The sequence below is a fragment of the Escherichia sp. WS1265 genome (assembly GCF_046487585.1).
Lineage (GTDB): Bacteria > Pseudomonadota > Gammaproteobacteria > Enterobacterales > Enterobacteriaceae > Escherichia > Escherichia coli.
Window position 1 is genome coordinate 385,054 of sequence record NZ_JBJQJE010000001.1, and the last position, 15,761, is coordinate 400,814.

General features: G+C 50.3%; 12 protein-coding genes. 7 read left to right on the forward strand and 5 right to left on the reverse strand.

Annotated features, from left to right (window positions below; genetic code table 11):
• Nucleotides 1–8 precede the first annotated feature (8 nt).
• On the forward strand, nt 9–1,049 hold the full coding sequence (locus tag ACJHX3_RS01935; RefSeq protein WP_024044474.1) for an oxidoreductase: 1,041 nt from the start codon (nt 9–11) through the stop codon (nt 1,047–1,049).
• 35 nt (nt 1,050–1,084) lie between these two features.
• Here ACJHX3_RS01935 and add read toward each other — a convergent pair whose 3' ends face one another.
• The 3 genes from add to malX form a co-directional block, all read right to left on the reverse strand.
• A complete protein-coding gene (gene add, locus ACJHX3_RS01940; protein ID WP_000567501.1) occupies nt 1,085–2,086 on the reverse strand; it encodes an adenosine deaminase in 1,002 nt (333 codons plus the stop codon).
• A 103-nt stretch (nt 2,087–2,189) separates the two neighbouring features.
• On the reverse strand, nt 2,190–3,362 hold the full coding sequence (gene malY / locus ACJHX3_RS01945) for a bifunctional maltose regulon transcriptional repressor/cystathionine beta-lyase MalY (RefSeq protein WP_094321775.1): 1,173 nt from the start codon (nt 3,360–3,362) through the stop codon (nt 2,190–2,192).
• A gap of 9 nt (nt 3,363–3,371) precedes the next feature.
• Complete coding sequence (gene malX, locus ACJHX3_RS01950; RefSeq protein ID WP_024216665.1) at nt 3,372–4,964, reverse strand: PTS maltose transporter subunit IICB; 1,593 nt, start codon at nt 4,962–4,964, stop codon at nt 3,372–3,374.
• Between the two features lie 174 nt (nt 4,965–5,138).
• On the opposite strand from malX, the gene malI reads away from it, so the two are divergent.
• From malI to uidC, 6 genes are all read left to right on the forward strand, one after another.
• On the forward strand, nt 5,139–6,167 hold the full coding sequence (gene malI, locus ACJHX3_RS01955) for a mal regulon transcriptional regulator MalI (protein ID WP_062897486.1): 1,029 nt from the start codon (nt 5,139–5,141) through the stop codon (nt 6,165–6,167).
• Between the two features lie 111 nt (nt 6,168–6,278).
• Nucleotides 6,279–7,046 (forward strand): 7-alpha-hydroxysteroid dehydrogenase, encoded by a 768-nt coding sequence (hdhA, locus tag ACJHX3_RS01960; protein ID WP_000483362.1) that lies wholly within the window; start codon nt 6,279–6,281, stop codon nt 7,044–7,046.
• Between the two features lie 228 nt (nt 7,047–7,274).
• A complete protein-coding gene (uidR, locus tag ACJHX3_RS01965) occupies nt 7,275–7,865 on the forward strand; it encodes a DNA-binding transcriptional regulator UidR (protein WP_000969092.1) in 591 nt (196 codons plus the stop codon).
• 390 nt (nt 7,866–8,255) lie between these two features.
• Nucleotides 8,256–10,067, forward strand: coding sequence for a beta-glucuronidase (uidA, locus tag ACJHX3_RS01970; protein WP_094308068.1), 1,812 nt, complete (start codon nt 8,256–8,258; stop codon nt 10,065–10,067).
• Entirely contained in the window at nt 10,064–11,437 is a 1,374-nt protein-coding gene (uidB, locus tag ACJHX3_RS01975) for a glucuronide transporter (protein WP_001075890.1), read from the forward strand. Before uidA ends, uidB begins: the two co-directional genes overlap by 4 nt.
• Before the next feature lie 38 nt (nt 11,438–11,475).
• Nucleotides 11,476–12,741, forward strand: a complete 1,266-nt coding sequence (gene uidC, locus ACJHX3_RS01980; RefSeq protein WP_001227043.1) for a glucuronide uptake porin UidC — start codon at nt 11,476–11,478, stop codon at nt 12,739–12,741.
• A gap of 45 nt (nt 12,742–12,786) precedes the next feature.
• Here the strand turns inward: uidC and ACJHX3_RS01985 are convergent, their stop codons facing one another.
• Both ACJHX3_RS01985 and manA read right to left on the reverse strand, forming a co-directional pair.
• On the reverse strand, nt 12,787–14,295 hold the full coding sequence (locus tag ACJHX3_RS01985; RefSeq protein ID WP_001043335.1) for a YdgA family protein: 1,509 nt from the start codon (nt 14,293–14,295) through the stop codon (nt 12,787–12,789).
• 100 nt (nt 14,296–14,395) lie between these two features.
• Entirely contained in the window at nt 14,396–15,571 is a 1,176-nt protein-coding gene (manA, locus tag ACJHX3_RS01990; protein WP_094308071.1) for a mannose-6-phosphate isomerase, read from the reverse strand.
• Nucleotides 15,572–15,761: the final 190 nt, after the last annotated feature.

Here is a 15,761-nt window from a genome sequence, read left to right on the forward strand (position 1 = left end):
GCAATGACATGAGCGACAACATCCGTGTTGGGTTGATTGGGTATGGTTATGCGAGCAAAACCTTCCATGCGCCCCTGATTGCGGGCACGCCCGGGCTGGAACTGGCGGTAATATCCAGCAGCGATGAAACAAAAGTAAAAGCCGACTGGCCAACGGTTACGGTTGTCTCTGAGCCGAAGCATCTGTTTAACGATCCCAACATAGACCTGATTGTCATCCCTACACCCAACGATACCCATTTCCCGTTAGCCAAAGCGGCGTTTGAGGCGGGTAAACATGTGGTCGTTGATAAACCCTTTACCGTGACACTGTCACAAGCGCGAGAGCTGGAAGCGCTGGCAAAAAGCCTGGGGCGTGTGCTGTCTGTATTCCATAACCGTCGCTGGGATAGCGATTTCCTGACGCTAAAAGGTTTGCTCGCGGAAGGCGTACTGGGTGAAGTTGCTTACTTTGAGTCTCATTTTGACCGCTTCCGTCCGCAGGTGCGCGATCGTTGGCGTGAACAGGGCGGCCCTGGCAGCGGTATCTGGTACGATTTAGCACCGCATCTTCTTGATCAGGCCATTACGCTATTTGGTTTACCGGTTAGCATGACGGTAGATTTGGCACAGTTACGGCCCGGAGCGCAGTCGACTGATTATTTCCACGCCATCTTGTCCTATCCGCAGCGGCGAGTCATTTTACACGGCACCATGCTGGCAGCCGCTGAGTCAGCACGTTATATCGTGCATGGATCCCGAGGCAGTTATGTGAAATATGGCCTCGATCCACAGGAAGAACGTCTGAAAAATGGCGAGCGTCTGCCGCAGGAAGACTGGGGCTACGATATGCGTGATGGCGTACTTACCCGCGTGGAAGGTGAGGAACGTGTCGAAGAAACGCTGTTGACAGTGCCGGGGAATTATCCGGCTTACTATGCGGCTATTCGTGATGCGTTAAATGGCGATGGTGAAAATCCGGTTCCGGCAAGTCAGGCAATTCAGGTAATGGAGTTGATTGAGCTGGGCATCGAATCCGCCAAACATCGCGCGACGCTGTGCCTTGCGTGAAAAGAGGATGGTGCAATTAGCACCATCCATTTTTGTTACTTCGCGGCGACTTTTTCTCGCAGTGCGCGTTTTTCCTCTGCGCTGAGGAAAGCCATTTCCAGACCATTAATCTGCGCCTGGCGGATTTGCTCGCGGGATAACCCAGCAGCCGGCGCGGCAACGGTATATTCGTGAATGATATCCACTCCCTGTACGCCGGGATCGTCAGTGTTAATGCTGGCACGAATGCCATGCTCAAGGAACGTTTTCAGCGGATGTGCAGCCAGCTCTGCTACGGTGCTGGTCTGAATATTGGAGGTCAGACAGGATTCAATACCAATTTGTTGCTCGGCGAGAAAATCCATCAGCGCCCGATCTTCAATGGCTTTTACGCCATGTCCAATACGCTCCGCACCCAGTTCACGAATCGCCTGCCAGATGCTTTCCGGCCCGGCAGCTTCGCCTGCATGGACGGTAATATGCCAGCCCGCATCACGCGCAAGGTTGAAGTGAGAAAGGAACAGACTTCCCGGGAAACCAAGTTCATCACCGGCTAAATCAAGTGCGGTAATCTGGTCACGGTGGGCTAAAAAGGCCTCCAGCTCTTGCTGACAGGCGGCTTCGCCGAAGGTTCGGCTCATAATGCCGATAAGCTTCGCCTGCACACCAAAGGTGCGGCAACCTTCACGTACGCCATCGATCACCGCTTCGACAACACCCGCTACAGGCAGCTTATGTGCCATTGCCATGTAGCCTGGTGAAAAACGCAGCTCGACATAGTGCAGGCCGTTACGGGCTGCATCTTCAATGTTTTCAAATGCTACGCGGCGGCAGGCATCAAGAGAGGCGAGAACTTTAACACCCCAGTCAAGTTTGGTCAGAAAGCTCACAAGATCGGGTTCGTTGGCAATGACCTGAACGTGGGGAATCAGTGTTTCCAGGGATTGTGCAGGAAGCGAGATATTATACTGGCGGCCAAGTTCAAGAATGGTCTGGGGACGAATGTTGCCATCAAGGTGGCGATGGATATCAGTTAATGGCAGGGTGGTATCAATCATGGTCGCACTCTTTTTCTGGATATAAAAGTGCGGACCATTATAAAAACAAAGCAGGGTAAAAATCCACGATTGCGCAACGATTTTTTACGTTGCGCAATTGGGGTTAACGAACAGCGCGGATGGCGTTAATTAATCCAGCAACACCTTTTTCCAGTTTCGAACGCGGGCACCCGGCATTGAGACGGACAAAACCACGACCTTCTTCACCGTAGGTATACCCCGGCATGATCGCGACCTTCTCTTGCTCGATAAGCGCTTTTTGCAACGCGTTGTCGTCAATATTCAACGGACGTAAATCAAGCCAGGCCAGATAAGTGGATTGCGGGATCTGCCAGTTGAGTTCAGGAAACGCGGCGTTCATTTTATCTGCGATATACGTCAGGTTATCTTTCAGATAGACGCGTAAGGCATCCAGCCACGGTGCACCTTGCTGATAGGCGGCGATATGGGCAGTTAACGCCAGTACCGAAGGGGAAGAAAGGCCATCACGTCCTTTCAGTGCCGATAAATAGGCATCACGGCTGCTGCTATTTTCTATAATCCCATAAGCACCGGTCAGCGCGGGAATATTGAAACTTTTCGATCCCGACGTCAGCAACGCCCAGTCTCCGCGCGCCACATTACTCCAGGGAATATGCGGCTGCTCGCCCCAAACCATATCCATATGGATTTCATCGGAAATAACCCGCACACCATGACGCTCGCACAGGTCAGCCATGATCTCCAGTTCATCGCACGTCCACACTTTCCCGGTAGGATTCTGTGGGCTACACAGGAGCATAATTTTACATTCTGGTTTCGCCAACACGGCTTCCAGCTTGCCCATATCGCAAAACCAGCCGTCAGCCCGCTTCTCTAAAGCGACGGGCATTACTGTGCGCTGGTTACCTTCAATGGCCTTGTAAAATGCGTCATAGGCGGGTGTGTGGATCACCACGCCTTCACCTTTTTCAGACCACTGACGAATCAGTTCCGAGACAATGTAGATAACAGAAGGGCCATACACCACCGACTGCGTATCAATGGCGGTGTAATGCTGGGTGAAAAACCAGTGGGCAATAGCCGCGAGAAACTCATCGTTTTTCCAGCGGCTGTAGCCAAACACGCCGTGCATCAGGCGCTGATTCAGCGCCTCGATAATGCAGGGGGCAGTGGCAAAATCCATGTCTGAAATCGTGAACGGTAACAGGTCAGCAGTGCCGAAACGGTCAGCGACATAATCCCACTGCGTACACCATGTGCCATGACGATCCACGACCTTTGAAAAATCGAACATATCTTATCCTTATGCCTGGACAGTATGCATCAGACCGGCCATTTCATCTTTTACTGACTGAACTTGTGGCCCGATAACAACCTGCAGGTTATGTTGATTAAGTTGTACTACGCCAATTGCCCGATTGTCCTTCAGTGCCTGCACATTAACAAGCGACATATCTTTCACAGACAAACGCAGACGGGTAATGCAGTTATCGAGGCTGACAATATTGTCGGCACCGCCTAAGGCTTCGAGGATTGCCAGAACGTTGTAACCTGATTTACCCGGCGCACCGGCAACGGCTTTTTCGATTGAGCTGGCAACTTCGCTATCGCGCCCCGGGGTTTTCAGATTGAAGCGGGTGATAGCGAAACGGAAGATGACGTAGTAAACGACAAACCAGATTGCCGCTACCACTGGCACCATGTACCACTTGGTTGACAGACCATGCAAAATACCGAACACCACGAAGTCGATGATATTGCCGTCGGTATTACCGATGGTGACGCCGAGCACAGACATGACGGTGAAGCCGAGGCCGGTTAACAGCGCGTGGATGACATACAGAACTGGCGCTACGAACAGGAACAGGAATTCCAGCGGTTCGGTAGTGCCGCCAACGACGCAGGCGATCAGGCCAGAAATCAGCAGACCTTTAATTTTATGGCGATTTTCCGGGCGCGCGCAGTGATACATAGCTAACGCTGCACCTGGCAGACCGCCGAGAAACGCAGGCATTTTACCTTGCGAAAGGAAACGCGTGGCGCTTTCAGAAAAACCGTGAGTGGTCGGGCAACTCAATTGCGCCTGGAAGATGGTCAGTGCGCCGCTGACGGTTTGACCGCAGACTTCCTGCGTGCCGCCTGCGTCGGTAAAGCGAATTAATGCCACCAGAATGTGATGCAGACCAAACGGCAACAGCAGACGTTCACCGGTACCAAACAGCATCGGTCCGAAATCACCCGCGCTGTTGATCATATGGCCTAAGCCGCTAATACCCATGGCGAAAATCGGCCAGACTAATGGAATCACCAGACCGACAAGGCCCATCACCAGCGATGAGATGATTGGTACGAAGCGCGTACCGCCGAAGAATGCCAGCGCATCCGGCAGGCGGATATTATGGAATCGCTCATGCAGCATCCAGACGATAATACCGGCGATCACCGCACCGAGGATCCCGGTATCGATCGACTGGATCCCAAGAATGCTCTGTATGTTATTGGCTTTCAGAACGGCGGCGTCAGTGGTTGGCAGAATGCCTTTGTTGGTCAACCAGAAGTTTACCGCGAGGTTCATTACCGCATAACCGACGAAGCCAGCGAATGCCGCTACGCCTTTGTTTTCGCGTGCCAGGCCCAGCGGGATGGCGATACAGAACATGACTGGCAGGAAACTAAAAGCAAACGAGCCAATCTTACTCATCCAGGTAAAGATAGCCTGCAACACGGGGTTGCCCAGGACCGGGATTAGGGTGATGACATCATGGCTGCTAAGAGAACTACCAATGCCGAGCATAATGCCGCAGAACGACAATAATGCCACGGGTAACATGAAGGTTTTGCCTAGCTGCTGGAAGAACTCCCACAGCGTGACTTTCGGTGCTGTTTTCGCCGTCATAAAACGACTCCTCGTAGAGAACAATCTGGATTCAGTAAATTGCGCGAGAAGATAAAACGTTTTATCAAATTTTAGTGAGGCATAAATCACATTACGCAACGATAATAGCGGGTATAAGATAAATAAAAGGTAAAACGTTTTATCTGTCACATAATCAGGGAGTAGGTCATCTGCATGGCTACCGCCAAAAAAATAACCATTCATGATGTTGCGCTGGCTGCGGGCGTGTCGGTAAGTACCGTTTCGCTGGTGCTAAGTGGCAAAGGGCGAATCTCTACCGCCACAGGAGAACGCGTTAACGCCGCCATTGAAGAGCTGGGATTTGTGCGCAATCGTCAGGCGTCGGCGCTGCGCGGCGGGCAAAGCGGCGTCATTGGTTTGATCGTCCGTGATTTATCTGCGCCGTTTTACGCCGAATTAACGGCCGGATTGACGGAAGCTCTGGAAGCGCAGGGACGGATGGTTTTTTTGCTTCACGGCGGTAAAGACGGCGAGCAGTTGGCACAGCGGTTTTCACTGTTACTGAATCAGGGGGTCGATGGTGTGGTAATTGCCGGGGCTGCAGGAAGCAGCGATGACCTGCGACGGATGGCAGAAGAAAAAGCTATCCCGGTGATTTTCGCTTCCCGTGCCAGTTATCTTGATGATGTTGATACGGTTCGCCCGGATAACATGCAGGCTGCACAGTTGTTGACGGAGCATCTCATTCGCAATGGGCATCAGCGTATCGCCTGGCTGGGAGGGCAAAGTTCCTCATTAACCCGGGCAGAACGGGTGGGGGGCTATTGTGCAACTCTACTAAAATTTGGCCTGCCGTTTCACAGTGATTGGGTGCTGGAGTGCACTTCCAGCCAGAAGCAAGCCGCGGAAGCTATCACGGCGCTTTTACGTCATAACCCGACCATCAGTGCCGTGGTTTGCTATAACGAAACTATTGCGATGGGGGCATGGTTTGGTTTGCTGAAAGCAGGGCGGCAAAGCGGGGAAAGCGGAGTCGATCGTTACTTTGAGCAACAGGTTTCGCTGGCGGCATTTACCGATGCGACACCAACCACACTTGATGATATACCTGTTACCTGGGCCAGCACGCCAGCGCGGGAACTTGGTACCACACTTGCGGATCGCATGATGCAAAAAATCACCCATGAAGAGATGCATTCACGTAATCTTATTATTCCCGCCCGGCTCATTGCGGCGAAATAATCCTCTCTTTATCTGCTATACCTGGTAGTGTCCTTTCCTCAAGGTTAATGATAAAAAATGTGGCACACAGGCGGTGCCTTTTATTTTTACTGAAGTTCACAGGAGGTTTATGTGTTTAATTCTGACAACCTGAGACTCGACGGAAAATGTGCCATCATCACAGGTGCCGGTGCAGGTATTGGTAAAGAAATTGCCATTACATTCGCGACAGCTGGCGCATCTGTGGTGGTCAGTGATATTAACGCCGACGCAGCTAACCATGTTGTAGATGAAATTCAACAACTGGGTGGTCAGGCATTTGCCTGCCGTTGTGATATTACTTCCGAACAGGAACTCTCTGCACTGGCAGACTTTGCCGTCAGTAAGCTGGGTAAAGTTGATATTCTGGTTAACAACGCCGGTGGCGGTGGTCCTAAACCGTTTGATATGCCAATGGCGGATTTTCGCCGTGCTTATGAACTGAATGTGTTTTCTTTTTTCCATCTGTCACAACTTGTTGCGCCAGAAATGGAAAAAAATGGCGGTGGCGTTATTCTGACCATCACTTCTATGGCGGCAGAAAATAAAAATATAAACATGACTTCTTATGCATCATCTAAAGCTGCGGCCAGTCATCTGGTCAGAAATATGGCGTTTGACCTGGGTGAAAAAAATATTCGGGTGAATGGCATTGCGCCGGGGGCAATATTAACCGATGCCCTGAAATCCGTTATTACACCAGAAATTGAACAAAAAATGTTACAGCACACGCCGATCAGACGTCTGGGCCAACCGCAAGATATTGCTAACGCGGCGCTGTTCCTTTGCTCGCCTGCAGCCAGCTGGGTAAGCGGACAAATTCTCACCGTCTCCGGTGGTGGGGTACAGGAGCTCAATTAATACACTAACGAATCGGTAAACAGCCGTATGTGTTGTTTACCGGGATAGCGTGTGTAATTCATCAACGTCTCTGCGAAACAACTGGCAGCCAAATCACGGCTATTGGTTAACCAATAGCTGGGTGAAAAGTATACGAATAGAGTGTGCCTTCGCACTATTCAACAGCAATGATAGGCGCTCACCTGACAACGCGGTAAACTAGTTATTCACGCTAACTATAATGGTTTAATGATGGATAACATGCAGACTGAAGCACAACCGACACGGACCCGGATCCTCAATGCTGCCAGAGAGATTTTTTCAGAAAATGGATTTCACAGTGCCTCGATGAAAGCCATCTGTAAATCTTGCGCCATTAGTCCCGGGACACTCTATCACCATTTCATCTCCAAAGAAGCCTTGATTCAGGCGATTATCTTACAAGACCAGGAGAGGGCGCTGGCCCGTTTCCGGGAACCGATTGAAGGGATTCATTTCGTTGACTATATGGTCGAGTCTATTGTCTCTCTCACCCATGAAGCCTTTGGACAACGGGCGCTGGTGGTCGAAATTATGGCGGAAGGGATGCGTAACCCACAGGTCGCCGCCATGCTTAAAAATAAACATATGACGATCACGGAATTTGTTGCCCAGCGGATGCGTGATGCCCAGCAAAAAGGCGAGATAAGCCCAGACATCAACACGGCAATGACTTCACGTTTACTGCTGGATCTGACCTACGGTGTACTGGCCGATATCGAAGCGGAAGATCTGGCGCGTGAAGCGTCGTTTGCTCAGGGATTACGCGCGATGATTGGCGGTATCTTAACCGCATCCTGATCCTCTCTCTCTTTCCGCGGGCTGGTGACAACTGAGCCCGCGTTTCATATCGTAATTTCTCTGTGCAAAAAATATCCTTCCTGGGTTCGGAGAATTCCCCCCTAAATATTCACCGTAGCCATATGTCATGAGAGTTTATCGTTCTCAATATGCTCGAACGAACGTTCGGTTGCTTATTTTGTGGCTTATGTCAACGCTGTTTTAAAGATTAATGCGATCTATATCACGCTGTGGGTATTGCAGTTTTTGGTTTTTTGATCGCGGTGTCAGTTCTTTTTATTTCCATTTCTCTTCCATGGGTTTCTCACAGATAACTGTGTGCAACACAGAATTGGTTAACTAATCAGATTAAAGGTTGACCAGTATTTTTATCTTAATGAGGAGTCCCTTATGTTACGTCCTGTAGAAACCCCAACCCGTGAAATCAAAAAACTCGACGGCCTGTGGGCATTCAGTCTGGATCGCGAAAACTGTGGAATTGATCAGCGTTGGTGGGAAAGCGCGTTACAAGAAAGCCGGGCAATTGCTGTGCCGGGCAGTTTTAACGATCAGTTCGCCGATGCAGATATTCGTAATTATGTGGGCAACGTCTGGTATCAGCGCGAAGTCTTTATACCGAAAGGTTGGGCAGGCCAGCGTATCGTGCTGCGTTTCGATGCGGTCACTCATTACGGCAAAGTGTGGGTAAATAATCAGGAAGTGATGGAGCATCAGGGCGGCTATACGCCATTTGAAGCCGATGTCACGCCGTATGTTATTGCCGGGAAAAGTGTACGTATCACCGTTTGTGTGAACAATGAACTGAACTGGCAGACTATCCCGCCGGGAATGGTGATTACCGATGAAAACGGCAAGAAAAAGCAGTCTTACTTCCATGATTTCTTTAACTATGCCGGGATCCATCGCAGCGTAATGCTCTACACCACGCCGAACACCTGGGTGGACGATATCACCGTGGTGACGCATGTCGCGCAAGACTGTAACCACGCGTCTGTTGACTGGCAGGTGGTAGCAAATGGTGATGTCAGCGTTGAACTGCGTGATGCGGATCAGCAGGTGGTTGCAACTGGACAAGGTACCAGCGGGACTTTGCAAGTGGTGAATCCGCACCTCTGGCAACCGGGTGAAGGTTATCTCTATGAACTATGCGTCACAGCCAAAAGCCAGACAGAGTGTGATTTCTACCCGCTGCGCGTCGGCATCCGGTCAGTAGCAGTGAAGGGCGAACAGTTCCTGATCAACCACAAACCGTTCTACTTTACTGGCTTTGGTCGTCATGAAGATGCGGATTTGCGCGGCAAAGGATTCGATAACGTGTTGATGGTGCACGATCACGCATTAATGGACTGGATTGGGGCCAACTCCTACCGTACCTCGCATTACCCTTACGCTGAAGAGATGCTCGACTGGGCAGATGAACATGGCATCGTGGTGATTGATGAAACTGCAGCTGTCGGCTTTAACCTCTCTTTAGGCATTGGTTTCGAAGCGGGCAACAAGCCGAAAGAACTGTACAGCGAAGAGGCAGTCAACGGAGAAACCCAGCAGGCGCACTTACAGGCGATTAAAGAGCTGATTGCGCGTGACAAAAACCACCCAAGCGTGGTGATGTGGAGTATTGCCAACGAACCGGATACCCGTCCGCAAGGTGCACGGGAATATTTCGCGCCACTGGCGGAAGCAACGCGTAAACTCGACCCGACGCGTCCGATCACCTGTGTCAATGTAATGTTCTGCGACGCTCACACCGATACCATCAGCGATCTCTTTGATGCGCTGTGCCTGAACCGTTATTACGGTTGGTATGTCCAAAGCGGCGATTTGGAAACGGCAGAGAAGGTACTGGAAAAAGAACTGCTGGCCTGGCAGGAGAAACTGCATCAGCCGATTATCATCACCGAATACGGCGTGGATACGTTAGCCGGGCTGCACTCAATGTACACCGACATGTGGAGTGAAGAGTATCAGTGTGCATGGCTGGATATGTATCACCGCGTCTTTGATCGCGTCAGCGCCGTCGTCGGTGAACAGGTATGGAATTTCGCCGATTTTGCGACCTCGCAAGGCATATTGCGCGTTGGCGGTAACAAGAAGGGGATCTTCACCCGCGACCGCAAACCGAAGTCGGCGGCTTTTCTGCTGCAAAAACGCTGGACTGGCATGAACTTCGGTGAAAAACCGCAGCAGGGAGGCAAACAATGAATCAACAACTCTCCTGGCGCACCATCGTTGGCTACAGCCTCGGTGACGTCGCCAATAACTTCGCCTTCGCAATGGGGGCGCTCTTCCTGTTGAGTTACTACACCGACGTCGCTGGCGTCGGTGCCGCTGCGGCGGGCACCATGCTGTTACTGGTGCGGGTATTCGATGCCTTCGCCGACGTCTTTGCCGGACGAGTGGTGGACAGTGTGAATACCCGCTGGGGAAAATTCCGCCCGTTTTTACTCTTTGGTACTGCGCCGTTAATGATCTTCAGCGTGCTGGTATTCTGGGTACCGACCGACTGGAGCCATAGCAGCAAAGTAGTGTATGCATATTTGACCTACATGGGCCTCGGGCTTTGCTACAGCCTGGTGAATATTCCTTATGGTTCACTTGCTACCGCGATGACCCAACAACCACAATCCCGCGCCCGTCTGGGCGCGGCTCGCGGGATTGCCGCTTCATTGACCTTTGTCTGTCTGGCATTTCTGATAGGACCGAGCATTAAGAACTCCAGTCCGGAAGAGATGGTGTCGGTATACCATTTCTGGACGATTGTGCTGGCGATTGCCGGAATGGTGCTTTACTTCATCTGCTTCAAATCGACGCGTGAGAATGTGGTACGTATCGTGGCGCAGCCGTCATTGAAGATCAGTCTGCAAACCCTGAAACGGAATCGCCCGCTGTTTATGTTGTGCATCGGTGCGCTGTGTGTGCTGATTTCGACCTTCGCGGTCAGCGCCTCGTCGTTGTTCTACGTGCGCTATGTGTTAAATGATACCGGGCTGTTCACTGTGCTGGTACTGGTGCAAAACCTGGTCGGTACTGTGGCATCGGCACCGCTGGTGCCGGGGATGGTCGCGAGGATCGGTAAAAAGAATACCTTCCTGATTGGCGCTTTGCTGGGAACCTGCGGTTATCTGCTGTTCTTTTGGGTTTCGGTCTGGTCACTGCCGGTGGCGTTGGTTGCGTTGGCCATCGCTTCAATTGGTCAGGGCGTTACCATGACCGTGATGTGGGCACTGGAAGCTGATACTGTAGAATACGGTGAATACCTGACCGGCGTGCGAATAGAAGGGCTCACCTATTCACTATTCTCATTTACCCGTAAATGCGGTCAGGCAATCGGAGGTTCAATTCCTGCCTTTATTTTGGGATTAAGCGGATATATTGCCAATCAGGTGCAAACGCCGGAAGTTATTATGGGCATCCGCACATCAATTGCCTTAGTACCTTGCGGATTTATGCTACTGGCATTCGTCATTATCTGGTTTTATCCGCTCACGGATAAAAAATTCAAAGAAATTGTGGTTGAAATTGATAATCGTAAAAAAATGCAGCAGCAATTAATCAGCGATATCACTAATTAATATTCAATAAAAATAATCAGAACATCAAAGGTGCAACTATGAGAAAAATAGTGGCCATGGCCGTTATTTGCCTGACGGCTGCCTCTGGCCTTACCTCTGCTTACGCGGCGCAACTGGCTGACGATGAAGCGGGACTACGCATCAGACTGAAAAACGAATTGCGCAGGGCTGATAAGCCCAGTGCTGGCGCGGGAAGAGATATTTACGCATGGGTACAGGGAGGATTGCTCGATTTCAATAGTGGTTATTATTCCAATATTATTGGTGTTGAAGGCGGGGCGTATTATGTTTATAAATTAGGTGCTCGTGCTGATATGAGTACCCGGTGGTATCTTGATGGTGATAAAAGTTTTGGCTTTGCCCTAGGGGCAGTAAAAATAAAACCCAGTGAAAGTAGTCTGCTTAAATTAGGTCGCTTCGGGACGGATTATAGTTATGGTAGCTTACCTTATCGTATTCCGTTAATGGCTGGCAGTTCGCAACGAACATTACCGACAGTTTCTGAAGGAGCATTAGGTTATTGGGCTTTAACGCCAAATATTGATCTGTGGGGAATGTGGCGTTCACGAGTATTTTTATGGACCGATTCAACAACCGGTATTCGTGATGAAGGGGTGTATAACAGCCAGACGGGAAAATACGATAAACATCGCGCACGTTCTTTTTTAGCCGCCAGTTGGCATGATGATACCAGTCGCTATTCTCTGGGGGCATCGGTACAGAAAGATGTTTCCAATCAGATACAAAGTATTCTCGAGAAAAGCATACCGCTCGACCCGAATTATACGTTGAAAGGGGAGTTGCTCGGCTTTTACGCGCAACTCGAAGGTTTAAGTCGTAATACCAGCCAGCCCAATGAAACGGCGTTGGTTAGTGGACAATTGACCTGGAATGCGCTGTGGGGAAGCGTATTTGGCAGTGGTGGTTATTTGCGCCATGCAATGAATGGTGCCGTGGTGGATACCGACATTGGCTATCCCTTTTCATTAAGTCTTGATCGTAACCGTGAAGGAATGCAGTCCTGGCAATTGGGCGTCAACTATCGTTTAACGCCGCAATTTACACTGACATTTGCACCGATTGTGACTCGCGGCTATGAATCCAGTAAACGAGATGTGCGGATTGAAGGCGCGGGTATCTTAGGTGGTATGAACTATCGGGTCAGCGAAGGGCCGTTACAAGGGATGAATTTCTTTCTTGCTGCCGATAAAGGGCGGGAAAAGCGAGATGGCAGTACACTGGGCGATCACCTGAATTACTGGGATGTGAAAATGAGTATTCAGTATGACTTTATGCTGAAGTAAGAAAAAAATGCCGGAGAGAAAAATCTCCGGCGTTTTGGCTGTGAATTACTGCTGCGGAATAGCGGGTACAGCCGGAACGTTTAATGCCGGCATCGCAAACATCCCAACAAAATCTTCCAGTGGCATTTTCTGCCCGTTTAACGTGATCTGACCGTTAGCATATTGCAGGCTGGTGGTGATGGTATTGTCCTGCAAGGTGGTCAGACGGAACATCTGCCCCATTGCTGACGCACCTTCAACTTGCTGTTTCGCCAGTTTTTTCGCTTGATCTTCCTGATAACCTTCCAGCTTCGCTACCTGAGTCATCAACTCAGTTGCCATATCCACCGGAATGGTCAGTTTCGCATCCAGAGATTTAACCGAACGGTCTACTTCCTGCGCCAGCGTTTGCGGCGCTTCTTTAGTCGTTGCCGGATCTTTCAGGAACAGCGACAGATTCAGCGCACTTTCACCCTGACTGTTTTTCCAGCTTAGTGGCGCGATAGTAATCACCGGATCGCCTTTCAGCAGCAGCGGCAGGGCGCTAAAGAAGGCTTCCGTCACTTTCTCCTGATAAAGTTCGGGATTGTTGGCAATTTCTGGCTGTGCCAGCAGCGCCTGAGTTTGCGCGTTATATTGCTGGCTAAACTGATGCCAGGCTTCGCCATCAATTTGGCCGACTTTTAGAGTCAGCTTGCCACTGCCCAGATCCTGATTCTGTACCTTCAGGCTGTTTAGCGAGTAATCCAGTTGGCTATTGATCGTTTTACCGTCATTGACCAGATCCGATTTACCGCTGATCTCCATGCCTTCCAGCAGTGCCAGTTCTTTGCCTTCCACTGAAATGGTCATTTTTTCCAGTGACAGTTTTTGGTTTCCTACGCGCTCACCAAAACTTGCCAGCGTGCTGGAACCGTCGGTTTTCAGATTATTAAAGGTCAACTGCACTTTCTGGTTGTATTCGTTAACTGCGTCTATCCGACCACTTTGCGCCTCCCCGGAAAGGGAGATAGCTTTGCCGTCTCTGTCCGCATTTAACTGGAACTCGCCGCCGCTAAAGGCGACTTTTTCATCCTTTTGCTCGTAATTCAGCGGCTTGAGCGAAATATCGGAACTGGAATCTCCGCTGTAACCAATGCGGGAGTTAATCTCAAAAGGCGTTTCACCTTTTGCCATATCAAACAGTGGCTTGCTAACTTCGTTATTAACCAGCGTGGTTTGAATTGATGCCATCGACGGGATCAGGTTCAGTTTTTTTAGCTGGGCAAGGGGGAAGGGACCATGATCAACCGATTCGTTGAAGATGACGCTCTGACCGCTTTTAATCCACGGATTTTCTTTCCCGGCAATGGGTTTCACCAACAGTTGTAACTGGCTGCTGAATACGCCGCGATGATAGTTTTGATAACTGACTTCCAGGTTGGATTCAGGAGCGGTCAGTTTGAGTTGCGCGTTCGCCTGCGCGACCATGTCTTCGAGATGGGTTTCAATCTTCTTGCCTGTATACCATGCGCCGCCTGTCCAGACTACGCCTAGCGCAACAATGACGCCTACCGCTACCAGCGATTTATTCATAATGATTATCCATAAAATGAAATCAGGCGGACTGGCCGCCTGAAGGTGTTATAAGCCTTTAATAAGCTTAGCAAGAGATGTTAATTTTTTCAGTAAGCTCTTACAGCTTGTTGTAAACACGCGCTAAACGGCCGTGGCCTTTGACAGTCACCGGTGATTCGTTGGCGGCAATAAACGCTGATTCACCCGGTTTAAGCTGTAACTGCTGAGAACCTTTCCACAGCGTTGCATCGCCTTCGACGCAGAACAAAATGGCGGCACTCTGCTGGCTGATGGTGGTTTCTTTATCACTAAGGTCATGCAGCGAGAAGGCAAAATCATCAACAGGAATCGGGAAGTCCAGTTCTGCACCTTGTTTCACCGGCTGGGTCAACAACTGGTTAGCCGGTTTGGCTTCGAACTTCACATTGGCAACCAGTTCCGGAATATCAATATATTTAGGCGTCAGACCCGCACGCAGCACATTATCGGAGTTCGCCATCACTTCCAGCGCTACGCCTTGCAGGTAAGCGTGCGGCGTTTCAGCGAACAGGAACATCGCTTCGCCAGGATTCAATTTCACCACATTCAGCAACAGCGGGGAGAACAGACCGCTGTCATCCGGGTAAAATTCAGAAATTAAACGAATCGTTTGCCACGGTTCACCCTGCTGACTGTCGAGCGCCGATTTTAAAATCGCCAGCGCGCGGGATTTTTCTTCCCCCTGCATATTCAGCAGGCTGGCGAACAGTTCGCTTAAACGTTCGGCATCAGGCTGTTGTAAAAAGTGAGCAATCGCCGGATGTGCACCTGCGACTGGCTGGAGTAGGGAGACAATCTCGGAAAATTCACGAAACGCGTTCATCGCAAGGAAAGGCGTCAGCGCAAAAACCAGCTCCGGCTTGTGGTTAGGATCTTTATAGTTACGCTCGGCGGCATACATCGGAATACCTGCGGCATTTTCTTTGGCAAAACCGATTTCAGAATTGCGTTTGTTTGGATGAACCTGAATGGAGAGCGGCTGTGCTGCGCATAATACTTTGAACAGGAAAGGCAGTTCGCCAAAGCGTTTGGCAACGGCCTCTCCGAGCAGAGTCGATTTATCACTCTCAATCACATCACGCAGTGAAACGATATCTCCGGCGGCATTCTGCACCCGTGAACTGCTTTTCGGATGTGCGCCCATCCACAGCTCGGCCATCGGCTGGCTGGACGGATTTTCCATACCATAAAGTTCAGTCAACGCCGTTTTGCTGCCCCAGGCATAGTTTTGCACTGAGTTAATGAGTTTTTGCATGATCAATCCCTGTTTTAATGTGGAAATTAATCCCGCTATTAAAGCAAGAATCCTACGGGAAGTAACCTGGAGCCGCAAAAAGTCGTACTAGTCTCAGTTTTTGTTAAAAAAGTGTGTAGGATATTGTTACTCGCTTTTAACAGGGCAACGGAACACCCGCCCAGAGCATAACCAAACCAGGCAGTAAGTG